23 protein-coding genes are annotated in these 22,393 nt (G+C 66.4%); 13 read left to right on the top strand and 10 right to left on the bottom strand.

Annotation, left to right across the window (positions count from 1 at the left end):
• Window positions 1-25: 25 nt before the first annotated feature.
• The 4 genes from thiE to QRN53_RS13290 all read left to right on the top strand — a co-directional run bounded on the left by thiE (window position 26) and on the right by QRN53_RS13290 (window position 5,089).
• Complete coding sequence (thiE, locus tag QRN53_RS13305; RefSeq protein ID WP_502934846.1) at window positions 26-718, top strand: thiamine phosphate synthase; 693 nt, start codon at window positions 26-28, stop codon at window positions 716-718.
• 29 nt (window positions 719-747) lie between these two features.
• Window positions 748-2,226 carry an RNB domain-containing ribonuclease gene (locus QRN53_RS13300; RefSeq protein ID WP_285244311.1) on the top strand — a complete coding sequence of 493 codons (1,479 nt, stop codon included), beginning with the start codon at window positions 748-750 and terminating at the stop codon, window positions 2,224-2,226.
• 290 nt (window positions 2,227-2,516) lie between these two features.
• Window positions 2,517-4,208 (top strand): DEAD/DEAH box helicase, encoded by a 1,692-nt coding sequence (locus QRN53_RS13295; protein ID WP_285244310.1) that lies wholly within the window; start codon window positions 2,517-2,519, stop codon window positions 4,206-4,208.
• A gap of 8 nt (window positions 4,209-4,216) precedes the next feature.
• A complete protein-coding gene (locus QRN53_RS13290) occupies window positions 4,217-5,089 on the top strand; it encodes a DNA-methyltransferase (protein WP_285244309.1) in 873 nt (290 codons plus the stop codon).
• Here QRN53_RS13290 and QRN53_RS13285 read toward each other — a convergent pair.
• Window positions 5,086-5,934 carry a PHP domain-containing protein gene (locus QRN53_RS13285; RefSeq protein ID WP_285244308.1) on the bottom strand — a complete coding sequence of 283 codons (849 nt, stop codon included), beginning with the start codon at window positions 5,932-5,934 and terminating at the stop codon, window positions 5,086-5,088. The genes QRN53_RS13290 and QRN53_RS13285 overlap by 4 nt on opposite strands.
• 79 nt (window positions 5,935-6,013) lie before the next feature.
• Between QRN53_RS13285 and QRN53_RS13280 the strand changes: the two genes are divergently transcribed.
• Complete coding sequence (locus QRN53_RS13280) at window positions 6,014-7,588, top strand: aminopeptidase P family protein (RefSeq protein WP_285244307.1); 1,575 nt, start codon at window positions 6,014-6,016, stop codon at window positions 7,586-7,588.
• A 122-nt stretch (window positions 7,589-7,710) separates the two neighbouring features.
• Here QRN53_RS13280 and QRN53_RS13275 read toward each other — a convergent pair whose 3' ends face one another.
• Window positions 7,711-8,691, bottom strand: a complete 981-nt coding sequence (locus QRN53_RS13275) for a YflT domain-containing protein (RefSeq protein WP_285244306.1) — start codon at window positions 8,689-8,691, stop codon at window positions 7,711-7,713.
• 77 nt (window positions 8,692-8,768) lie between these two features.
• Between QRN53_RS13275 and QRN53_RS13270 the strand changes: the two genes are divergently transcribed.
• The 3 genes from QRN53_RS13270 to QRN53_RS13260 are packed head-to-tail and all read left to right on the top strand — an operon-like array spanning window position 8,769 to window position 11,949.
• Entirely contained in the window at window positions 8,769-10,052 is a 1,284-nt protein-coding gene (locus QRN53_RS13270) for a magnesium transporter MgtE N-terminal domain-containing protein (RefSeq protein ID WP_285244305.1), read from the top strand.
• The gene (locus QRN53_RS13265) at window positions 10,036-10,734 is read left to right on the top strand and encodes a DUF1003 domain-containing protein (protein WP_285244304.1); all 699 of its coding nucleotides are present in this window, start codon (window positions 10,036-10,038) and stop codon (window positions 10,732-10,734) included. Before QRN53_RS13270 ends, QRN53_RS13265 begins: the two co-directional genes overlap by 17 nt.
• 57 nt (window positions 10,735-10,791) lie before the next feature.
• Window positions 10,792-11,949: an Mrp/NBP35 family ATP-binding protein gene (locus QRN53_RS13260; protein WP_285244303.1), complete on the top strand. Its 1,158-nt coding sequence runs from the start codon at window positions 10,792-10,794 to the stop codon at window positions 11,947-11,949.
• A 9-nt stretch (window positions 11,950-11,958) separates the two neighbouring features.
• Here the strand turns inward: QRN53_RS13260 and QRN53_RS13255 are convergent, their stop codons facing one another.
• The 3 genes from QRN53_RS13255 to sigE all read right to left on the bottom strand — a co-directional run bounded on the left by QRN53_RS13255 (window position 11,959) and on the right by sigE (window position 13,891).
• Window positions 11,959-12,363, bottom strand: a complete 405-nt coding sequence (locus QRN53_RS13255) for a twin-arginine translocase TatA/TatE family subunit (RefSeq protein WP_285244302.1) — start codon at window positions 12,361-12,363, stop codon at window positions 11,959-11,961.
• A 69-nt stretch (window positions 12,364-12,432) separates the two neighbouring features.
• On the bottom strand, window positions 12,433-13,269 hold the full coding sequence (locus QRN53_RS13250) for an anti-sigma factor (RefSeq protein WP_285244301.1): 837 nt from the start codon (window positions 13,267-13,269) through the stop codon (window positions 12,433-12,435).
• Between the two features lie 7 nt (window positions 13,270-13,276).
• Window positions 13,277-13,891 (bottom strand): RNA polymerase sigma factor SigE, encoded by a 615-nt coding sequence (gene sigE / locus QRN53_RS13245; protein WP_285244300.1) that lies wholly within the window; start codon window positions 13,889-13,891, stop codon window positions 13,277-13,279.
• A 229-nt stretch (window positions 13,892-14,120) separates the two neighbouring features.
• Between sigE and QRN53_RS13240 the strand changes: the two genes are divergently transcribed.
• Window positions 14,121-14,753, top strand: coding sequence for an O-methyltransferase (locus QRN53_RS13240; protein ID WP_285244299.1), 633 nt, complete (start codon window positions 14,121-14,123; stop codon window positions 14,751-14,753).
• A gap of 54 nt (window positions 14,754-14,807) precedes the next feature.
• Here the strand turns inward: QRN53_RS13240 and QRN53_RS13235 are convergent, their stop codons facing one another.
• The 4 genes from QRN53_RS13235 to QRN53_RS13220 form a co-directional block, all read right to left on the bottom strand.
• The gene (locus QRN53_RS13235) at window positions 14,808-14,975 is read right to left on the bottom strand and encodes a DUF3117 domain-containing protein (protein ID WP_009357720.1); all 168 of its coding nucleotides are present in this window, start codon (window positions 14,973-14,975) and stop codon (window positions 14,808-14,810) included.
• Between the two features lie 232 nt (window positions 14,976-15,207).
• Window positions 15,208-16,473, bottom strand: a complete 1,266-nt coding sequence (locus tag QRN53_RS13230) for a putative hexosyltransferase (RefSeq protein ID WP_285244298.1) — start codon at window positions 16,471-16,473, stop codon at window positions 15,208-15,210.
• On the bottom strand, window positions 16,470-16,919 hold the full coding sequence (locus QRN53_RS13225; protein ID WP_285244297.1) for a DivIVA domain-containing protein: 450 nt from the start codon (window positions 16,917-16,919) through the stop codon (window positions 16,470-16,472). The genes QRN53_RS13230 and QRN53_RS13225 overlap by 4 nt, the downstream gene beginning before the upstream one ends.
• 73 nt (window positions 16,920-16,992) lie before the next feature.
• Window positions 16,993-17,775, bottom strand: a complete 783-nt coding sequence (locus tag QRN53_RS13220) for an LOG family protein (RefSeq protein ID WP_285244296.1) — start codon at window positions 17,773-17,775, stop codon at window positions 16,993-16,995.
• Window positions 17,776-17,879: 104 nt separating this feature from the next.
• Here QRN53_RS13220 and QRN53_RS13215 point away from each other — a divergent pair, with 104 nt between their 5' ends.
• The 4 genes from QRN53_RS13215 to QRN53_RS13200 all read left to right on the top strand — a co-directional run bounded on the left by QRN53_RS13215 (window position 17,880) and on the right by QRN53_RS13200 (window position 21,149).
• The gene (locus QRN53_RS13215; RefSeq protein WP_285244295.1) at window positions 17,880-18,635 is read left to right on the top strand and encodes an amino acid ABC transporter ATP-binding protein; all 756 of its coding nucleotides are present in this window, start codon (window positions 17,880-17,882) and stop codon (window positions 18,633-18,635) included.
• A gap of 53 nt (window positions 18,636-18,688) precedes the next feature.
• Entirely contained in the window at window positions 18,689-19,591 is a 903-nt protein-coding gene (locus tag QRN53_RS13210) for a glutamate ABC transporter substrate-binding protein (protein WP_285244294.1), read from the top strand.
• Between the two features lie 62 nt (window positions 19,592-19,653).
• The gene (locus tag QRN53_RS13205) at window positions 19,654-20,301 is read left to right on the top strand and encodes an amino acid ABC transporter permease (protein ID WP_285244293.1); all 648 of its coding nucleotides are present in this window, start codon (window positions 19,654-19,656) and stop codon (window positions 20,299-20,301) included.
• Entirely contained in the window at window positions 20,298-21,149 is an 852-nt protein-coding gene (locus QRN53_RS13200) for an amino acid ABC transporter permease (RefSeq protein ID WP_285244292.1), read from the top strand. Before QRN53_RS13205 ends, QRN53_RS13200 begins: the two co-directional genes overlap by 4 nt.
• 102 nt (window positions 21,150-21,251) lie before the next feature.
• On the opposite strand, the gene dapE is transcribed toward QRN53_RS13200, so the two are convergent.
• Window positions 21,252-22,388, bottom strand: a complete 1,137-nt coding sequence (dapE, locus tag QRN53_RS13195) for a succinyl-diaminopimelate desuccinylase (RefSeq protein WP_285244291.1) — start codon at window positions 22,386-22,388, stop codon at window positions 21,252-21,254.
• Between the last annotated feature and the right edge of the window lie 5 nt (window positions 22,389-22,393).

The raw sequence follows: 22,393 nt of genomic DNA, 5'->3' as shown, positions 1-22,393 counted from the left end.
GTTTAGAGGAACTAGGCTGGCAGGCATGAATATGTCCCTCTCCTCCTTTCCTGCCCTTGGGGCGGCCCGCCTGTACCTCTGCACGGATGCGCGCCGGGATCGCGGCGACTTTGCCGAGTTCGTGGACGCGGCGTTCGCCGGGGGCGTGGACATCATCCAGTTGCGCGACAAGACCATCGAGGCTGCCGAGGAATTGGACCTGCTGTCGGTCTTGAAGGAAACCGCGGTGCGCCACGGGCGGCTGTGGGCCGTCAATGACCGCGCGGACATCGCAGTCTTGTCCGGGGCACCGGTGTTCCACATCGGCCAGAAGGACCTTCCGTTGGCTGCGGCCCGCACGCTGGTGAACGGCAACGCGGCCATCGGGCTGTCCAGCCACAGCCCGGAGCAGGTTGATGCCGCCCTCGCCGCGGTCGCCGGGCCTTCCCACTTGGACTACTTCTGCGTGGGACCTGTCTGGGCCACGCCCACCAAACCCGGCCGGACCGCCGTCGGCCTTGACCTGGTGAAGTACGCCGCCAGTGCCTCCGCGGAGGCATCCAACCCCGTGCCGTGGTTTGCCATCGGGGGCGTCGACCACGCGAACGTGCACCAGGTGGCGGAGGCGGGTGCACGAAGGATCGTGGTGGTCCGTGCCATTACCGAGGCAGCGGATCCCGCTGCCGCCGCCGCCTCGCTGCTTGACGCACTGGACGCCGCGGGCCCCGGGCCTGCGTAATCCCAGGACTTGGAGTTACGCTGACTTTTGTGTCACATCATCGGTTGGCTCCCCATGTCCGCGACCATCGAAACGCCCTGGAAGAGGCGCTCAGCGCGTTGCGGACCGAACTCGAACTGCCAGGACCTTATCCGGCGGCAGCCGTGGACGACGCCCGTGCCGCCGTGGCCTCGCTGAAGCTGCCTTCCTATGACCTGACTGCCGTTGCGTTCGTGACCATCGACCCCGCCTCGTCCACGGATCTGGACCAGGCCGTGTTCATCGAGCCGGACGGGGACGGCTACCGGGTGATGTACGCGATCGCCGATGTTCCGGCCTTCGTGGCACCCGGTGGTCCGCTGGATGCCGAAACCAGGCGCCGCGGACAAACCTTCTACGCTCCCGACGGCCGTATCCCGCTGCACCCGGAAGTGATCAGCGAAGGGGCCGGCAGCCTGCTGCCGGGCCAAGAGTGCTCGGCGTTCGTCTGGGATTTCACGCTCGACGCCGACGCCGGGGTCAATTCCGTCGGCGTCAGGCGGGCGCGGATCCGCAGCCGCGACAAGCTCAGCTACAAGGGTGCGCAGGCCGCCCTCGATGCCGGCACCGCTCCTCGCGTCCTGGAACTCCTCCGGGAGGTAGGGCTGAAACGGGTGGCGCTGGAGCGGGCGCGCGGGGGCGCGAGCCTCAACATGCCTGAGCAGGAGATCGTGCAACTGCCCGACGGCGGCTACCGGATCGACGCCGCCCCGCAGCTTCCCGTGGAGGACTGGAACGCGCAGATTTCGCTGATGACGGGAATGGCCGCCGCCCGGCTCATGCTGGAAGGGAAGGTGGGCATCCTGCGCACCATGCCGGCCCCGGACGAGCGTTCGCTGAGGCATTTCCGGCTGCAGACCGAGGTACTGGGCCGGCCGTGGGACGGCGAGGTCAGCTACGGCGAGTACCTGCGGTCGCTGGACCCCACCGATCCCCGCCAGCTGGCCATAATGCATTCGGCCGGGATGCTGTTCCGCGGTGCTTCCTATACGGCGTTTGACGGCACCGTCCCCGGGGACGGCATCCAGTCCGCCATCGGTGCCGCCTACGCCCACACCACCGCCCCGCTGCGGCGGCTGGTGGACCGTTTCGTGCTGGTGATCTGCGAGGCCCTCAGCAACGGCGGGGAGGTTCCGGGCTGGGCACGGGAGGCGCTGCCACTGCTCCCGGGGATCATGGCCGGTTCGGACCAGCTGGCGTCGCGGATGGAGCGGATGGCGCTGGACACGGTAGAGGCGGCGCTGCTGCTGAACCACATCGGCCAGGAATTCGATGCAATCGTGATTTCCGGGTCCAAACCCCAGAACGGGAATGGCAACGGAACCGCGAAGAACGGCAACGGGAACGGCAGTTCCGGGATCATCCAGATCGCCGAACCGGCTGTCACCGCCCGCTGCGCCGGCGAGCTCACGTCCGGTACCAAGGTGCGCGTCCGGCTGCTGTCCTCCGACATCACCACCCGGCAGATGCACTTCGAGCTCATTCCGTAGGGGCCGCGGACGCGGCAGGACGGGGCAAGACGGGGATTCCGGCCCCGTGCGGCTAGACTGGGAAGGTAGAACTGGATGCCCGGTCGTTGATTTCCTTGATTTGAAACCAACAAGCCCGCCCCTACGCGATCTTGAGATGTACCCGTTGGTCACCAGTGCCAGCATTAGATAGCCCGCGATCGGCTTCCACTGGAATCGCTTGCGCGCCTGAGCGTGCTCCGGAGCGGCCAGCCTTGGCCGGCCCGTTGAGCAGGCAGCGCCATTGCCCAAATGAATAAGGAAACTCCCCTGTGAGTGAATTGCATACCCACCAGCTCCTGAGCGATGAGTCCGGCACGGAAACCATCGAGCCGGAAGAAACCATCATTTCCGATGAGACCCCGCACGAGATCGCGGAGAAGTCCTTCGCCGACTACAACGTCCGCGCGGACATTGTCGAATCCCTGGCCGACGCAGGGATCACCCACCCCTTCCCCATCCAGGCCATGACCCTGCCGGTGGCGCTGGCAGGCCACGACATCATTGGCCAGGCCAAGACCGGTACCGGCAAGACCCTGGGCTTCGGCATCCCGGCGCTGCAGCGGGTCATCGGCCAGGACGACCCCGGCTACGCCAATTTGGCTGTACCGGGCGCCCCGCAGGCCCTGGTCATTGTCCCCACCCGCGAATTGGCCGTTCAGGTGGCCAGCGACCTTGAGACGGCTTCGCGCAAGCGCAACGCCAGGATCACCACCATCTACGGTGGCCGCGCCTACGAGCCCCAGGTTGAAGCACTCCAGCAGGGCGTCGAAGTAGTGGTGGGCACCCCCGGGCGCCTGATCGACCTGTACAAGCAGAAGCACCTGAGCCTGAAGAACGTGAAGCTCGTGGTGCTCGACGAGGCCGACGAAATGCTGGACCTTGGCTTCCTGCCGGACGTTGAGACCCTCATCGCCGGAACCCCGGCCGTTCGCCAGACGCTCCTGTTCTCGGCAACGATGCCCGGCCCTGTCATCGCGATGGCGCGCCGCTACATGACCCAGCCCACCCACATCCGGGCAGCTGATCCGGATGATGAAGGCCTCACCAAGCGGGACATCCGCCAGCTCATCTACCGTGCACACAGCATGGACAAGACCGAGGTGGTGGCACGCATCCTGCAGGCCCGGGGGCGTGGCCGGACCATCATCTTTACCAAGACCAAGCGCACCGCCGCCAAGGTGGCCGAGGAACTGGTGGACCGCGGCTTCGCGGCCGCCGCCATCCACGGCGACCTGGGCCAGGGTGCCCGCGAGCAGGCGCTCCGGGCGTTCCGTAACAACAAGGTGGATGTGCTGGTGGCAACGGACGTCGCTGCCCGCGGCATCGACGTGGACGATGTCACCCACGTGATCAACTACCAGTGCGTCGAGGACGAGAAGATCTACCTGCACCGCGTGGGCCGCACCGGCCGCGCCGGCAACAAGGGCACTGCCGTCACATTCGTCGACTGGGACGACATGCCGCGCTGGGCGCTGATCAACAAGGCCTTGGGCCTGAGCGTCCCCGAACCGGTGGAAACCTACTCCTCCTCGCCGCACCTCTACAGTGACCTTGACATCCCCGAGGGCACCAAGGGCCGCTTGCCGCGTGACAAGCGGACCCTTGCAGGCGTCGACGCCGAAGTCCTCGAGGACCTCGGCGAGACCGGCAAGAAGAACAGCCGCGGTGGTCGCGATGCAGGCCGCTCACGCGACCGGGATGGTCGGGGCCGCGGAAATTCCGACGCCGGGAAGGGCGGCAGCCGCGACGCCGGCCGCAATGACTCCGCGGGCCGCCAGGGTGAGCGCCGCCGTCGTACCTCAACGACGGAAGCCGCGCCTGCCGCTGAAGCTGCAGCGCCCGCAACCGACGCCGAAAAGCCCAACCGCGCCCGCCGGACCCGCACCCGCACCCGCCGCCGCAACGGCGAAGTGGTGGCCGGGGCGGACAACGGCAGCCAGCCTGGCACCTCCGAGGCTTAACTGCCCTGATGACTGACACTGTTTGGGCGCCGGACGGCAGCAGCCTGGTGGTGCACGCGGACAACGCGGTGTACCTCCCCACGCTGCCGGACGGCGCCTTCACGCTGATCTACGTGGACCCGCCCTTCAACACGGGCCGTCCGCAGCAGCGCCAGGAAACGCGGATGGTGGCCAACGCCGGCGGAAGCGGGGACCGGGTGGGCTTCAAGGGCCGCTCCTACGACACCATCAAGGGTGCCCTGCACCGCTACGATGATGCGTTCAGCGACTACTGGTCCTTCCTGGAACCCCGGCTCGTGGAGGCCTGGCGCCTCCTGGCCGACGACGGCACCCTGTACCTGCACCTGGATTACCGCGAGGTGCACTACGCCAAAGTGATGCTGGACGCCATCTTCGGCAGGGAATGCTTCCTGAACGAGATCATATGGGCGTATGACTACGGTGCCCGGGCGAAGAACCGGTGGCCCACCAAGCACGACAACATCTTGGTGTACGTGAAGAACCCCTCTAAGTACCACTTCGACAGTGCCGAGGTGGACCGCGAACCGTATATGGCGCCGGGCCTGGTGACCCCTGCCAAGCGGGAACTGGGCAAGCTGCCCACCGACGTCTGGTGGCATACCATCGTGTCGCCCACCGGCAAGGAAAAGACCGGCTACCCCACGCAGAAACCGGAGGGCCTGGTCCGCCGCGTGGTCGCTGCCTCCTCCAGGCCCGGTGACTGGTGCCTTGATTTCTTCGCAGGATCCGGCACCCTCGGCGCAGTGGCCGCAAAACTTGGCCGCAAATTCGTGTGCGTGGACCAGAACCAGCCGGCCATCGACATCATGGCCAAGCGCCTGGGTGCGCACGCCGACTTCACGGCGTTCCAGCCCAACTAAGGGCGCACCACCGCGGTTCCGGTCCCCAGCTCCTCGATCCGTGCCAGCATATCCGGGGACGTGACATTTTCGCCGAGCAGGTTGGGCTTGCCCGTGCCGTGGTAGTCGGAGGAACCGGTGATCACCAGGCCATGCTTGGCGGCGAGCCGGCGGAGGAAGTCCCGCCCCTCTTCCGGATTGTCCCGGTGGTCGATTTCCAGTCCCGCCAGGCCGGCATCGATCATCTCCCGGTAGGTGCGCTCCCCCACGATCCGGCCCCGGGCAGACGCCACGGGGTGGGCAAACACGGGCACGCCGCCGGCAGCACGGACGAGTTCGACGGCGGTGGCCGGGTCAGGCGCGTAGTGCGGGATGAAGTACCGGGACCGGGAGGTCAGGATCGATGCGAAAGCCTCGGAGCGGTCCTCCACCACGCCCGCAGCCACCAGGGCATCGGCGATGTGCGGCCGGCCCAGGGTGGCGCCCGGGGCCACATGATGGATCACGTCGTCCCACGTCAGCGGGTAGTCCTCCGCCAGGATGGTGACCATCCGCTCCGCCCGGGTCAGCCGGGAGTCCTTGGCCTTGGTGATTTCCTCCAACAGGCCCGGATGGGTGGGGTCGTGCAGGTAGCTCAGCAGGTGGACACTGATGCCTTCGGCGGTCCGGCAGGAAACTTCCATGCCGGGGACCAAGGCCACACCGTGCGTGACGGCGGCCGCGGCCGCCTCGGCCCAACCCGCAGTGGAATCATGGTCGGTCAGGGCCACAACGTCCAGGCCCGCACGGGCGGCCGCGGCCATGACGTCGGCGGGCGGCTCCGTACCATCGGAGACGTTGGAGTGGGCATGCAGGTCAATCCTCACTTGTCCAGACTAGTGGACCCCGCCCCTCCGGCACCGGAGCCTGTTCGCTTCGCCGGGAAGCTGGTGAGACGATGGTGCCGTGAACGATGCCGATAACACCCAAAATTCTGCTTCCCAGCCGCTGGAGGAGCGCGTCAACAACCGCTCGCAGCGGCCCAGTTCCAGCGCTTTCAAGGCCTTCATGGCCAGCAACTGGGCGCCGTCCAGCCAGGAACTTCCCCAGCGTGACGCCGTCGCCCGCTACGCCGCAACCCGGCGCAAGGCAATCTCCGCCCAATTCAAGGGCGAGCGGCTGGTCATCCCCGCCGGGCCGCCCAAAGTCCGCTCCAATGACTGCGACTACCGCTTCCGCCCGCATTCAGGTTTCGCACACCTTACCGGCCTGGGCCTCGACCACGAGCCTGACGCCGTCCTGATCCTGGACCCGGTGGGGGACGGAAAGGGCGACGACGGCGGCAACCACCGCGCCACGCTGTACTTCCGGCCGCTGGCCGGCAGGGACACCGAACAGTTCTACGCGGACTCCCGCTCCGGGGAGTTCTGGATCGGTGCACGCCCCACCCTGGAAGAGTTCCAAGCCCGCCTGGGGCTCCCCACGGCCCACATCGACCAGCTCGAGACGGCGATCACCAAGGACGTGGGTGCTCCGGAGATCGGTGGCATTTCCATCCGGCTGGTCCGCAAGGTGGACGAAAACATTGACGCCCTGGTGGACACGGCCCGGTATAACACCGCGAAGGACCCGGAGAACCTGGACCTTGAGGCCCTGGACGCCCTGGACGAGAAGCTCAGCGAAGCGCTCTCCGAACTGCGCCTGCTCAAGGACGAGTGGGAGATCGAACAGATGAAGATTGCCGTGTCCGCCACGGTGGAGGGGTTCGAAGAGGTTGTGAAGGCCCTCCCCCGCGCGCTGACGCATGCCCGCGGCGAACGTGTGGTGGAGGGTGCGTTCTTCGCCCGCGCCCGCGAGGTGGGCAACGAACTGGGCTACGACACCATCGCCGCGTCCGGCAACAACGCCACCGTGCTGCACTGGACCCGGAACACCGGCAGGGTCAACGCCGGCGAACTGCTGCTGCTGGACGCCGGCGTTGAGGCCGACTCGCTCTACACCGCCGACGTCACCCGCACCTTGCCGGCCAACGGCACCTTCTCCGAAATCCAACGCAAGGTGTACGAGGCCGTCCTGGACGCCGCGGACGCCGGCTTCGCCGCCGCGCAGCCCGGGATCAAATTCCGGGACATCCACACCGCCGCCACCACGGTCCTGGCCGAGCGCCTCGCCGAATGGGGCCTGCTGCCGGTCAGCGTGGAAGAAGCGATCAGCCCGGAGGGCCAGCAGCACCGGCGCTGGATGCCGCACGGCACCAGCCATCATCTGGGCCTGGACGTGCACGACTGTGCCCAAGCCAAGCGGGAACTCTACCTCGATGGCATCCTCACCGAAGGCATGGTCTTCACCATTGAACCGGGCCTCTACTTCAAGGAGGAGGACCTGGCGATCCCCGAGGAATTCCGCGGCATCGGCGTGCGGATCGAAGACGACATCCTCATGACCGCTGCCGGCCCCGTCAACCTCAGCGCCGCGCTGCCCCGCAAGGTTGATGACGTCGAAGACTGGATGGCCGGCATCTACCGGACCGAAGAGGCCTGACACCGGCACACGCAAAAAAGAGCGTGGCCACCGGACTCTGGGTCCGGTGGCCACGCTCTTTTTGATGGCCCTCAACGTTGGGGTGCCGTCAGGGGTCGGCAGGCATTGCCGGCCCGGCGGGGCTATTGTCCGTTGCCGCCGCGGTGCTGCTCCTCGTCCGGCCCGTACTGCCCGGCATTGTGCTCCGGGGTGTGTCCCGTGGCGGAATGGGCGGCCGGTTCGTGGGCATGGTCCGGAGCGGCTGCACCGTGTTGCGCAGTGTCGGCCCCGGAGCTTTGCGGGAGGCGGACTCCGTACTGCGGCCGGCCGTCGGGCAGGTCGGGGTACCGCACGGAGCGGACCGGCTGCGCCGGCTGCTGCTGCTGCCCGTCGTCGTACTGTTGCCCGGCCTGCTCCTGGCTTCCGGCGCCGGGGTACCCGTGGCCTTCCTGCGCCGGAGGCGCGGACGGGCGCTGGCCGTAGGGGTCATTCCAGCCCGCTGGACGGGCCGGGCCCTGGCCCGGATACTGTTCCTGCCCCGGCTGGTGCTGCTGCTGGTTCGGCTGATTGTAGTAGTCATGCTGCGTGTACGGGCCGTGTCCGGACGCTGCGTCGGAGCGGGACATCGGCAGCTGCTGCAGCAGGCGCCGGGCCTCGTGCGCGGCCTCGGGGGCCACGATGACGTCGTAGTTCGTCGCCACTACCTGGCTGGTGGAGGTGAAGTCCCGCTTGCCGCGCTGCATGGCGTAGGTGACGATGCCGAAGAGCATGAAGAAGGCCGCACCCATCAGCACCGACGTCATGATCGAAAAGTAGCCGGGCGAGGGAGCGAAGAAGGACAGCATGACGCCGACGAAGAGGCCGAACCACATGCCGCTCAGTGCTCCCGAAAGGGCCACCCGGGGGTAGCTCAGGCGCCCGGTCACCCGCTCCACCATCTTCAGTTCGTTGCCCACGATGGACACCATCTGGACCGGGAACTGCTGGTCCGCCAGGTAGTCAACCGCCTTCTGGGCGTCGAGGTAGGAGGTGTAGGACCCTACGGTGTCACCGGTGGGTACGGCCCGGGCGTCATCCGGTCCGGTGGGGCCGCCGGTCTTGGGAGCACCAAAAATGTTGGACATACACCCATTCTTGCCCATCAAGATGGGTGGTGCCTGTAAATTCAGCTAAAAGAGAGCAGACTCGGTAGCCTGTAGTGGTGAGCACAACACCTACCCGTGTCTTCGTGGCACGCCTCCTGGGCCTGGACGTCTTCGACCCCTTGGGCGACCGCCTGGGCCGGCTGCGCGACGTTGTTGTTCTGTCCCGGGGCACCCAGGGGGCGCCGCACGTGGTGGGTATCGTCGTGGAAGTCCCGGGGAAGAAACGCGTCTTCGTGCCCATGACGCGGATCACCTCCATCGACCAGACGCAGGTGATCTGCACCGGCCTGGTCAACCTGCGCCGGTTTGAACAGCGCGGTGCGGAGACCCTTGTAGTGGCCGAAATGTTCGACCGCCGGGTCACGCTGCGGGACGGCAGCGGCGACGCCACCATCGAGGACATCGCGATGGACCAGCACAGGTCCCGCGACTGGTTCGTCAGCAAGCTCTTTGTCCGCCGCGGCCACTCGCTGTCCCCGCTCAGCCGGCTGCGCCGCAATGAGACCCTGATCATTGACTGGGCGGACGCCCAGCAGGGTCCGCGTACCGAGCCGCAGGCGGCCACCCAGTTCGTTGCCAACCACGAGGACCTGAAGCCTGCCGACTTCGCCGAGGCCCTCCAGGAGATGAGCGACAAACGCCGCTTCGAGGTGGCGAGCGAACTGCAGGACGAGCGGCTGGCAGACGTCCTCCAGGAGCTGCCGGAGGACGACCAGGTGGAGATCCTCTCCGCACTGGATGTCCAGCGCGCCGCCGACGTCCTCGAAGAGATGGATCCCGACGACGCCGCCGATCTCCTGGGCGAACTCCCCTCCGCCCAGGCCGAGGAACTGCTCCAGCTGATGGAACCCGAAGGCGCCGAGGACGTCCGCCGCCTGCTCGAATACGACGAAGACACCGCGGGTGGCCTGATGACGCCCGTGCCCGTGATCCTCCCGCCGGAAGCCACTGTCGCCGAAGCCCTGGCCCACGTCCGGCGTGAGGAGCTCTCCCCCGCCTTGGCGTCGTCGATCTTTATTGCCCGGCCGCCGCTGGAAACGCCCACTGGCAGATTCCTGGGCGTGGTGCACATCCAGCAGCTGCTACGTTTCCCGCCGTTCGAAGCCTTGGGAAACCTCGTGGACAAGAACCTTGAGCCGTTGTCGGACCAGGCCCACATCAGTGAGGTGGCCCGGACCCTGGCTACCTATAACCTGAACTCCCTCCCGGTGGTTAATGACGCCGGCCGGCTTGTGGGGGCGGTGACTGTTGATGACGTATTGGATCACTTGTTGCCGGACGACTGGCGCGCCCATGATGGCGAAGCCCCGATAAGGAAGCTCGGTGGCCGCATTGGCTGATAACAGCGCTCCGAAGAACCCCATCCAGCGGAACCTGGCCAAAGCGGACACAAAAGGCAGTCTCGACACGCCACTGAGCGGCCGGCAGCGGATCCTGCCGACGTTCCGTCCGGATCCCGACGCCTTCGGGCACGCCACCGAGGCCTTCGCCCGGTTCATGGGTACGCCGCAGTTCCTGGTGTACATGACCATCTTCTGCATCTTCTGGCTGGGCTGGAACACCTGGGCCCCCACGGAGTGGCAGTTCGACTCAAGGGACCTCGGCTTCACCCTGCTGACCCTGATGCTCTCGCTCCAGGCCTCCTATGCGGCGCCCCTGCTGCTGCTGGCCCAGAACCGGCAGGACGACCGTGACCGCGTGTCGCTGCAGCAGGACCGGCAGCGCGCTGAACGGAACCTCTCCGACACGGAATACCTCACCCGGGAACTGGCTTCCCTGCGGATCGCGCTGCGCGAGGTCGCAACCCGCGACTACGTCAGGGCGGAGCTGCGCTCCCTCCTTGAGGACATGCTGGAGGCCCAGGAAGAACTCAGGACGCACGACGACTCCGGCCCCGGGTCCCACGAGTCGCCGCGGGACAAGGTCAAGGACAAGCTGCGTGAGCAGCGGGACCGGCAACGCGGCCCGCGCACCCAGCAAATTCCCCGGGTCAAACCCGGCCATTCCGCCAATGAACGCTAGGTCGGCCCTGACCAGCCGTTCCTTCGCCGCACCAGCACGAAAGCCGAGGCCCCTGCCGTGAGCGCCCCCAAGGACCAGGCACCAGCCAACAACCCGCCGCTGCTCCAGGCCGTCACCACCGCCTTGGGAACGGTCATCGATCCTGAGCTCCGCCGCCCCATCACAGAACTGGGCATGGTGGACTCCGTCCAGGTGTCCGACGACGGCCGGGTCACCGTGGCAGTCCTGCTCACCATCGCGGGTTGCCCGCTGCGGGACACGATCACCGCCGACGCCCGCAAGGCCTTGACGGCAGTCCCCGGCGTCACCGCCGTCGACGTGGACCTCAAAGTCATGGACCAGGCCCAGCGCGACGCCCTGAAGGAGAAGCTGCGCGGCCCAGGCGGCGCCCGCACCATCCCGTTCAACCAGCCTGAGTCGCTGACCAAGGTCTATGCGGTGGCCAGCGGCAAGGGCGGCGTGGGTAAATCATCCGTCACCGTGAACCTGGCGACCGCCCTGGCCGCCCGCGGCCTGCGCGTAGGCATCGTGGACGCCGACGTCTATGGTTTCTCCGTGCCCGCACTGATGGGCATCACCCAGGCCCCCACCCAGGTGGATGACATGATCCTCCCCCCGGTTGCCTACGGGGTGAAGGTCATCTCCATCGGCATGTTTGTCACCGGCAACCAGCCGGTGGCCTGGCGGGGACCCATGCTGCACCGGGCGTTGGAACAGTTCCTCACCGACGTCTACTTCGGGGACCTGGACGCCCTGTTCCTGGACCTTCCTCCCGGGACCGGAGACATTGCCATTTCGGTGGCCCAACTGCTGCCCAAGGCCGAGATCCTGGTGGTCACCACGCCCCAGGCGGCGGCGGCGGACGTAGCCGAACGCGCCGGTGCGATCGCCACCCAGACGGGCCAGAAGATCGCCGGTGTCATTGAGAACATGTCGTACCTGGACATGCCCGACGGCGGCCGGATGGAATTGTTTGGAAGCGGCGGAGGGTCAGTCCTCACCGGGCGGCTCAGCAGCACGCTGGGCGTGCCGGTGCCATTGCTGGGCCAGATTCCGCTGGACATCCAGCTCCGCGAAGGCGGGGACGCGGGGGTTCCCATCGTGCTTGGCAAGCCCGATTCCGCGGCAGGGGTCGCGCTGGCGGGTATCGCAGCGCAGCTTGCTGCCACACCGCGTGGCCTTGCCGGGATGAAGCTGGGCCTCCAGCCGCGCTGAGCCGGCGTCCTAGGTGGCTTCGGTATCGAACGGTGCGGTTTCGCCGGGGGCCAACCGCTGCACGATCCGCTCGGGCCGCTCGGGAGCCGAGCCGGCGACGGCCGCCGCACCGGAAACCGCAGCCACGGCGGCAGGTGCACCGGCGCTGACGGGCTTGGTGTCGTCGTCGAACAGTGCTTCCTTGATGATGCGGCGGGGATCGTACTGGCGGGGATCGTACTTCTTCCAGTCGACATCGTCGATGTCGATGCCGACTTCTTCCTTGATTTGCTCTCGGGCCCCGGAGGCCATCCGGCGGACTTCCTTGACCAGGTTTGCAAGCTTCTGGGTATATTCGGGCAGCCGTTGGGGCCCGATCACGAGAACACCGATGATCAGCAGAATAATGAATTCCGGGCCGTTGATACCAAACACTTTAGGAAGATTACCCTCTCCGGGCTGCCAGTGACGATTCCCGTCCGGCGGACGGGGAAACAGTCCCCATCACGGGGTGAACAGAGCTGCGATCTTGTTGATGCCACGCTCGAGCCGCGACTCCAGCGGTTCGGCGGACTCCCCTGCGGCCGGCTCGGGAACGGCCGCCGCGACGCCCTCGGCGGCGGCATCGGCGACGTGCTTGAGGATCGGCAGGGCGTCGTCGGCCTGCCCGGCGGGAAGGTCCGAACGGTAGGTGATGGTCAGGCCGGCCGTCCGGTAGGTTGCGGAGGACGGAGAGGTGGACCAGGCCTGGGTCGGGGCGGCGTCCTGGCTGGCGGGGTGCTGTTCGGTGACGGTGGCATGGTGGGGGCCATCGGTCAGGCGCAGCTCCACCGCAGGCTGCCCTTCCACCAGCATCGCCCGGGCGTCTTCGAGGTGGAATCCCATGGCCTGCAGTTCCGGGCAGGCCCAGCCTTCGGAACGCAGCGAAGCAAGTTGGGCCGGATCCAGCGGGCGGCCGTTCGCCGGGGTCTGCGAGGAGACGTGGGAGAACGCTGCTTCCGTTCCGGTTGGCTCGCCCGCCACGGGATCCCCGGCTGCGGTGAAGGCCCCCACAGCAAGGACACCGGCCGCTGCCATGGTCCCCCCTGCGGTGAATGCGAGCGCGCGCGCGGCCAGCCGGCTTCCGCCCGGGCTCACGGGGGGCTCGGGCTGCGCCGCGAGTTCGTGGGTGCGTGCCAGCAGCCGCGCCGTCAGGTCTTGGCTGGCGGGCGGGACGGGCGCCTGGCGGAGGCGCTCAAGGTACTGCTGTTCCCGGCGGACGGTGGCAGCACACTCCTGGCATGCCTCGAGGTGGCTGCCGGAGCGCTGGTGCTTGCCGCCGAAGGGAAACTGGGACCTCATGCGCCGTTCAGAGGATGCCCGCGATGCGCGGCATGGAGAGCTTGCGGCGGCCCTGCTGCGGGCGCGGGTCACGGTGTGCCAGCTTTTCCCGGAGCATGGTCCTGCCGCGGTGGATACGGGAACGGACGGTGCCGAGTTTAACTCCGAGCGCCTCGGCCACTTCGTCGTAGGACAGGCCTTCGAGGTCGCACAGGACCACCGCGGCACGGAAGTCCGGCGGAAGTTCCTCCAGGGCCGCCTGGACATCGAGGTCAAGGTTGTTCAGCTCGAAGCTCTGCTCGGGGCCGGGCTCGCGTCCGGGCAGCCGGGACTCTGCGTCCTCTGCCAGGGCGTCGAACCGGATGCGCGTCTTCCGGCGCGCCTGGTCGAGGAACAGGTTGGTGGTGATGCGGTGCAGCCAGCCGTCGAGGGTGCCCGGCTTGAAGTTTTCCAGTGAACGGAAGACGCGGACGAACACCTCCTGGGTCAGGTCCTCGGCGTCGAACTTGTTCCCGGTCAGGCGGTAAGCCAGCCGGTAGACCTTCGCGGAGTGATTGGTGACCACTTCTTCCCAGGTGGGCCGGACCCACTCATCATCGGGATTGTTGACTGCAGGGACAGGTGCCACAACTGAAGATGACATCGTCCACTCCCCTCGTGGAATACTAACGCCCGGATACTGTTGACATCTCTGATTCGGCGCCGGTCACCTTTTGGATGAGCGGATACCAATCATGTCAAACTTGGCTGGGAAATTCCTGATCGCAGGGAAACTTCAGCCTTCGGCGCAACAGCTTCTTTCCCGGCCGGGAGGGCCGGACACAGTAGGCTAAAGGGGACACTCCCCCAACACGCCCAGAAAGCGATAATTCATGAGCGCCGACAAGTCCAGCAGCTGGTCCTATGCAGAAGATCTGCCCGCTGAGGATGAGGTCATGCTGCGGGCCCGGGAACGTTCATTCGAATTGGGCGTCAGCGCCATCAGCCCCGGCGTCGGCGCCGTCCTCACGGTCCTGGCCGCCGCGTCCAAGGCACAGACAGCCGTCGAGATCGGCACCGGCGCCGGCGTCTCGGGCGTCTGCCTCCTGCGGGGCCTTGGCCCGCAGGCTGTCCTGACCACCATTGATGTGGACGTCGAACACCTGCGCGCGGCCCGTGAAGCGTTCACCGAATCCGGCAGTCCGGCCAATCGAACGCGCACCATCTCCGGCCGTGCCGGCGATGTCCTTCCGCGCCTCACCGATGGCGCTTACGACCTCGTGTTCATCGACGCTGACAAGCCCGGACTGCCCGGGTACGTGGAGCAGGCCATCCGCCTCCTCAAGAGGTCCGGGCTGCTGATCATCAACGACGCCCTGGACAAGGACAAGGTGGCCAACCCGGCCGGCCGCGAGGCCAGCACCGTGGTGCTGCGCCAGGTGGGCAGGGCCATCCGCGACGACGACCGGCTGGCCTCAGCGATGCTTCCCACCGGCGACGGCCTCCTGGTGGCAGTCAAGAAGTAGGCCGGAAACAGGACAGGGCCCGTGGCACCAGGCCACGGACCCCGTCCGGCACGACTATTCGGTAACGCCTACCAGGCATTCCTTGAGGTTGGCTGCTTCGGCAGCGTTCAGTTCGACCACGAGGCGCCCGCCGCCTTCGAGCGGGACGCGCATGATCAGGCTGCGGCCCTCCTTGGTGACTTCCATTGGGCCGTCGCCGGTGCGTGGTTTCATAGCCGCCATGAGGAATTCCCCTCCATTTTGTTCCAGGACTAATCAGCCCGGGCGGGCTGTGTCCGCATGTCGATCAGGCCGCTGTGGCGAGGTGGAGTTCCACCGCCGAGGCTGCACGTTTTCTGGATGCTTGTGTCCTTGCTTACTTATTATTATCGCGGAATTACCCGCACGTAGCTAATCGATGGACATTTCCGGGCAACGGGCATTTCCGGCCTGACCTGCACGGAAGCCTCTTTTGTCAGGGTGGATAATCGCCGCCCCCGGGCAGCTGGGCCCATGCCCAAAGCCACACGATCCACACGATCTGCAGCAGCAGGAACATGGCCACCACGGTTCCGCGGTATGCCCTGGACCGGGACAGGAAGACGGCTCCCAGGGCCAGCGGAAACAGTGGCAGCAGCATTCTGAAGGTGCTGGTTTGCGGGTGGAGGAACATCAGCAGGTATCCCATATAGCAGGCACACCACAGCCGGAGTTCCGCACCGAGCCGCACCACCGGGGGAAGGAACAGCATCGCGCCGAACAGTGCCACGAAGACCAGCGGCGCCAGCAGCCCCAGGACGGGGCCGAAAAGTTCGACGCCGGTATCGAACCAGGGCTTGAACGGCACCAGGTCCTGCCCCCGCCACACGGTTTCGGTCTTGGTGTAGGCCTGCGGGTCACCCGTCGCGGCCCACGCCGCCGCGGGCCAGATCAGGGCGGATACACCTGCGACGGCGGTGAGTCCGGTCAGTGCTGCAAAGTCCCGCACCGAGTGGGAGTCTTCATCCGTACCGGGCACGGCGCCGCGGCGGCCACCGCGGATGTGGGTCACCGCCCGGACCACCAGCAGCAGACCCACCATGGCCGCGAAAGGAACCCCGACGGGCCGGGAAAGGCACAGCAGGAATACCACGGGCATGGCCCACAGGTATTGCCGGCGCAGCACCAGCAGCAGGGCCCATACGAGCAGCAGGAGGGACAAGGGTTCGGCGTACGGCACCTGCAGCACGGCTGATACGGGGAAGGTCGAGAAGAACGCGACACCCCACATTGCCTGGCTGTGGCCGGCTTTCTGCCGGAAGAGCAGGTAGGCCAGCAGTGCGGCTCCCCAGCCGGCCAGCATGGCGATCAGGGTGAGGGAGGCAGCGGAATTCATGCCGGTGAGGCGGCTGAGCCCCCCGGCCAGGGCAGGAAAGAGCGGGTAGAAGGCCCAGGTGTTTTCCTGGACGTTTCCGGCGGTGTCGGTGGGAAGCACGGAGGGGTAGCCGTTGGAGATGACTTGGGCGTACCAGCGGGCATCCCAGATGTTGATGAAGTTCCAGTAGTCCGGCTTCGGCGGGAACCAGGGGTTGACGCCCTGGTGCAGCGCGGCCGCCATGAAGATACAGGCTGAAACCACTCGGCTGGCGGCGTACAGGACAGTGGCCTGGATCCACCATGGCCACGCGCGGACGGCGGAGGCAGCCCGGTGGACGGCGTCGTTGGCAGAGGCCAGCGGGCTGCGGCGGTCCACCGTGCTCACAGGCCGCCCGTCCCCGGCACGGCGGTGCCGCGGGCCTCTGAGGCCGCAGCGCCGGCGGTGCCCGGGTCAGCCCGTTCCGGGTCTGCGGGGGCGGCCGGCCCGGCGTCGGAATCCTGATCCGTCTTGCCGTGTTCGATCGCTGCGAGCCGGCTGCGGAGCTCCGCCACGTCCCTGTCCCTGGCGGCGAGCTGGTCCCGCAGGTCCTCCAGGACCTGGTCAACTTGGTCCATCCGGTAGCCGCGCAGGCCCAGCGAGAACCGCAGCTGATTCACATCCTCCGGTCCGGCCTGTTCGGGCAACAGCACGGGCGGGAGGTTTGCGGGCGGGTCCTCAAGCCCGCCGGCCAGCAGGGAAGGCAGCCCGGCGCCGCGGGAGCGCCGGCCCAGGCCGACCCACAGGACCGCTGCCACCAGGACGACGGCGAGGAATACCAGAAAGAAACTCACAGTCCCATCGTGCCAGATCCAGCGTGCCGGGCCGGTGGCCCACGGCCCGGATCCGCCCGACCGGGTCCCGGGCTTACTCCGGGCGCTGCTCACCGTTCAGCGACGGAGTCACGGCGACATGAAGCACGCGGTCCACCGCTTCGGCGGGGTCGTCGACGAGCTGGATCAGGTCCAGGTCCTTCTCCGAGACCATTCCTTCGGCCACCAGGGTGCTCCGGATCCATTCGATCATCGGCCCCCAAAATTCGACGCCGAGGAGCACGATCGGGAATGATGTCACCTTCCGCGTCTGGACCAGGACCATGGCTTCGAACAGCTCGTCCAGGGTGCCCAGGCCGCCCGGCAGCACGATGAAACCCTGCGCGTACTTGACGAACATGGTCTTGCGGGCAAAGAAATAACGGAAGTTTATGCCCAGGTCCACCCACTGGTTCAGGCCCTGTTCGAAGGGCAGTTCGATGCCGAGGCCCACGGACACGCCGTTGCCTTCCACCGTTCCGCGGTTGGCCGCCTCCATGGACCCGGGTCCGCCGCCGGTAATGACTGCAACGCCGGCCTCGGCGAGCTTGCGCCCCACCTCCACGCCCATTTCGTAGTACTTGCTGCCGGGTTTTGTCCGGGCCGAACCAAAAACGCTGACGGCCTTCCCGATGTCCGCCAGGGCACCAAATCCTTCGACGAATTCACTTTGGATCCGCAGGACCCGCCAGGGGTCGGTATGGACGAATTGGCCGGGGCCTTTGGTGTCGAGCAGATGCTGGTCGGACATTTCCACGGCGGCCTGCTTGCGGCGCAGCTCCAAGGGCCCTTTGCGGCGTGGCTGGGACATCTTGGCCGGATCAGCGTTGGTACTCATTCCCCTAGGCTAACCTCCAACTCCAGGTATCTCTTGAATCACGATCGGCGCCATCTTGGGGTGATTGGCGTCATAACCCACCGTTGTTCGCTAGATTCGTTCCTATGACTACTCATGTGCCCGGCGATGCTCTCGTCACCCTGAACGCCGTTAATAAGCATTACGGCCAGCTGCACGTTCTGAAGGACATCAACCTCCAGGTCCGCAAGGGCGAGGTTGTTGTGGTCATCGGACCTTCGGGCTCCGGTAAGTCCACCCTCTGCCGGGCGATCAACCGCCTGGAGACCATTGAGGGCGGAACCATCAGCATCGACGGGAAGGTCCTGCCGGAAGAAGGCAAGGAGCTGGCCAAGCTCCGCGCCGACGTCGGAATGGTTTTCCAGTCCTTCAACCTGTTCGCCCACAAGACCATCCTTGAAAACGTCACGCTTGGCCCCATCAAGGTCAAGGGCGTGTCCAAGGCGGCGGCTGAAAAGGAAGCAATGGCCCTCCTGGAGCGCGTCGGCGTCGGCCAGCAGGCGCCCAAGCTTCCCGCCCAGCTCTCCGGCGGCCAGCAGCAGCGCGTCGCAATTGCCCGTGCCTTGGCAATGAAGCCAAAGGTGATGCTGTTCGACGAGCCCACCTCCGCGCTCGACCCCGAGATGATCAACGAGGTGCTGGACGTCATGGTCCAGCTGGCCAAGGAAGGCATGACCATGATCGTGGTTACCCACGAGATGGGCTTCGCCCGCAAGGCTGCCGACCGCGTGGTCTTCATGGCGGACGGCCAGATCGTCGAAGACGAGTCGCCGGAGGAATTCTTCACCAACCCCAAGAGCGACCGCGCCAAGGACTTCCTGTCCAAGCTCCTCACCCACTAAGCACACCGCACCCCTCCGGCCGCCGCGGGCGGCCGGCCAATGAAAGGTATTTGATGAAGAACCTCTTTACCCGAAAGAAGCCACTGCTCGTCGCGGCAACCGCGGCGCTGGCTCTTTCCCTCAGCGCTTGTGGTGGTTCCGGAAGCGGCGGCACGGCTTCCTCCGGCACGGACGAGGCCCCGTACAAGGTTGCCGACAACGTCACCCTCACGGGCAGCCCCACCTACGACGCGATCAAGTCCAGCGGCAAGATCCGCATCGGCGTCAAGCAGGATCAGCCCGGCCTCGGCTTCAAGGACGCAGCCACCGGTGAATACACCGGCTTCGACATCGAAATCGCGAAGTGGATGGCAGCGTCCCTGGGCGTCAGCAAGGACAAGATCGAGTTCAAGCCGATCCCGTCCGCCAACCGCGAGTCCGCCATCACCAACGGTGACATCGACTACTACGTGGGCACCTACTCCATCACGGACAAGCGCAAGCAGCTGATCGATTTCGCCGGACCCTACTTCGTCACCGGGCAGGGCCTGCTGGTGAAGAAGGACAACTCCAGCATCAACAGCGAGAAGGACCTTTCGGGGAAGAACGTCTGCTCGGCCACGGGGTCCACCCCGATCCAGAACATCAAGGCAAACTTCCCGGACACCAAGACCACTGAGTTCGATACCTACTCGCAGTGCGTCGAGGCGCTCAAGAGCGGCCAGGTCGACGCGGTCACCACGGACCAGGCCATCCTGCTCGGCTACGCCGCCCAGGAACCGGACAGCCTGAAGGTTGTCGGCCAGCCGTTCACCACCGAGAAGTACGGCGTCGGCCTGAAGAAGGGCGACACCGCGCTGCGTCAGTTCATGAACAAGACGTTCACCGACGGTAACTCTGTGTGGCAGAAGATCTACGACCAGACGCTGGGCCAGTCGGGCACGAAGGTCGAACAGCCCAAGGTAGAGAACTACTAAACCAAAGTTGAGGGGGCGGCCATGCAGCCGCCCCCTCTTCCACTGTCGAAAGCGACGATTCTGTGAATACGCTGCTGAACAATTCGGATCTCTTCATTACGGGCTTCCGGAACACGCTCATACTTTTCTTCTTCTCGGCGATTTTCGCCCTGGTCCTCGGCACCGTCGTTGCGGCACTCCGGGTCTCCCCCGTCCCGGCCATGCGCGCCACGGCAACGCTCTATGTCAACATAGTGCGCAACACCCCGCTGACGCTGGTTCTGTTCTTCTTTGCCCTCGGGTACCCGAAGCTGGGCCTGGTGCCGATCGACTTCACCACTGCCGCCATCATTGGCCTGAGCCTGTACACCGCCACCTACGTGGCCGAAGCGGTCCGCTCCGGCATCAACACGGTGCCGGTAGGCCAGGCCGAGGCTGCCCGGGCCATCGGCCTGCCGTTCACCCAGACACTGACCCTCGTGATCCTGCCGCAGGCTTTCCGCGCTGTCATCCCGCCGATGTTCAGCGTGTTCATCGCCCTGCTCAAGAACACCACCGTCGCCGCCGGTTTCTCCGTCTTTGAAGCCGGTGCCATCCGCGCAAACCTCTCCGAGCGTGGCGAGCCCGCGCTGACGGGTCTGCTCTGGGTCGCCCTGGTGTTCATCATCCTTGTCTTCATCCTTTCCGCGCTGCAGCGAAAGCTTGAACAAAAGTGGAAGGTTTCACGATGAGTTCAATCCTTTTTGACGCTCCCGGCCCCAAGGCACGGTCCCGGTACCGGATTCTTGGTGTCGTCACCGCCCTGGTGATCCTGCTGATCGTCGGATTCGTCGTCCTGCGCTTCGCCCAAAGCGGCCAGTTCGAGGCGAAGAAGTGGCAGTTGTTCACCTTCCCGCTGGTGCAGCAGACCATCGCCCAGTCGGTCGGAGCCACGCTCTCCGCTTTCGCCACCGCAGCGGTACTGAGCCTGGTCCTGGGCGTACTCCTGGCCTTTGGCCGGTTGTCCGACCGTCGCTGGATCAGCGCTCCCTGCTACGGCTTCACGGAACTGTTCCGCGCCGTTCCGCTGCTGATCCTCATGATGATCTTCTACTACGGCCTGCCCACCGTCGGAGTCCAGGGCATCACGCCCTTCACCGCGGTGGTCGCCGGGCTGGTGCTGTACAACGGATCGGTCCTGGCCGAGGTGTTCCGCGCCGGCATCGAGTCGCTGCCGCGCGGCCAGAGCGAGGCCGGCTACGCGATCGGCCTGCCCAAGAGCAAGGTCATGACCAGCATCCTGCTGCCGCAGGCGGTCCGGTCCATGCTTCCGGTCATCATTTCCCAGCTGGTGGTCATCCTGAAGGACACCGCCCTCGGGTTCATCGTGACCTACAACGAGATCCTCTTCCAGGCGAAGTACTTTGGCAGCCAGATTCAGTATGGGTCCCCGATCATCCCGGCAGCCATCGTGGCCGCCGTGCTCTACGTGGGGATGTGCCTGATCCTGGCGGCTTTCGCCAAGTGGCTGGAGCGCAGGCTTTCCCGCAAGCCCGGCGCAGCGGTCACCCCGGCCGCTGCTGTTCCTGCCGAGGTGTAGCAACCCGGCAGCGCCGCCGACGCGAAGGGCCCGGAACCGTCAGGTTCCGGGCCCTTCGTGCGTTTCGTGTCCGGCCACGCGCCTCCTGGGCAGCAGTGCGGATTAGCCGGCGAGCCACCCCTCCAGGGCGCGGAGGCAGGTACGGATCGCGTCGGCCGAGACGTGTTCGTTGTCCTTGTGTGCCAGCAACGGATCGCCAGGGCCGAAGTTCACCGCAGGGATCCCCAGCTCGCTGAAACGCGCGACGTCGGTCCAGCCGTATTTTGGCTTGGGCTCCGCACCCACGGCGGCAACAAAGGAGGCGGCAGCAGGGTGCTGAAGGCCGGGCCTCGCACCGGCGGCGGCATCGGTGCGGACCACGTCGAAGCCGGCCAGCAACTCCCGTACGTGGGCCTCCGCCTGGTCCGGGGACTTGTCCGGGGCGAACCGGTAGTTGATCTCCACCACGCAGCGGTCGGGGATGACGTTGCCGGCAGTCCCGCCGTTGATCTTGACCGCATTAAGGCTTTCGCGGTAATCGAGGCCGTCAACGTTGACGGTACGTGGCTCATAGTCGGCAAGGCGGGCAAGGATGGGCGCCGCTGCGTGAATGGCGTTGCTGCCCATCCATGCGCGGGCCGAGTGGGCAGCTTCCCCCACCGTGGTGGCTTCGAACCGGCTGGTCCCGTTGCAGCCGCCTTCCACCGTGCCGTCTGTCGGCTCCAGCAGGATCGCGAAGTCGCCCTGCAACAGGTCGCCGTGGTTCCGGACCAGGCGTCCCAGCCCGCTCTTTACGGCTTCCACTTCTTCGTGGTCATAGAACACAAAGGTGACATCCCGCTTGGGCTGCCTGCCGCCGTCGAACAAGCTCGCCGCCAGGGCCAGCTGGACCGCCACGCCGCCCTTCATGTCCGTGGCTCCCCGGCCGTAGAGGACGCCCTCGCCCGGAACTCCGGAGTCCCACGTGGAGGGCACCGTGCCGCGGGAGCCCTCAGTGAGGGGCAGCGGGACGGTGTCCAGGTGGCCGGCCAGGATTACGCGCTCGCCCAGGCCGAGTTCGGTGCGGGCGATAATGGCGTCGCCATCGCGGACCACCCTCAACCGGGGGATCTCCGCCAGGGCGGCCTCCACGGCGTCCGCGAGCTGCTTCTCGTTGCCGGACACGCTGTTGATGTCCATCACTGCTGCGGTCAGCAGCGCCACGTCCTGGTTCAGGTCAAGGATGGACAGGGACGAATCGGGGGCGGTTTCAGCAGTCACGAAGC

The organism is Pseudarthrobacter sp. fls2-241-R2A-127 (assembly GCF_030209355.1).
Taxonomy (GTDB): domain Bacteria; phylum Actinomycetota; class Actinomycetes; order Actinomycetales; family Micrococcaceae; genus Arthrobacter.
Note: the sequence above shows the minus strand (reverse complement) of the source record. Positions and strands in the feature narration are given on the sequence as shown.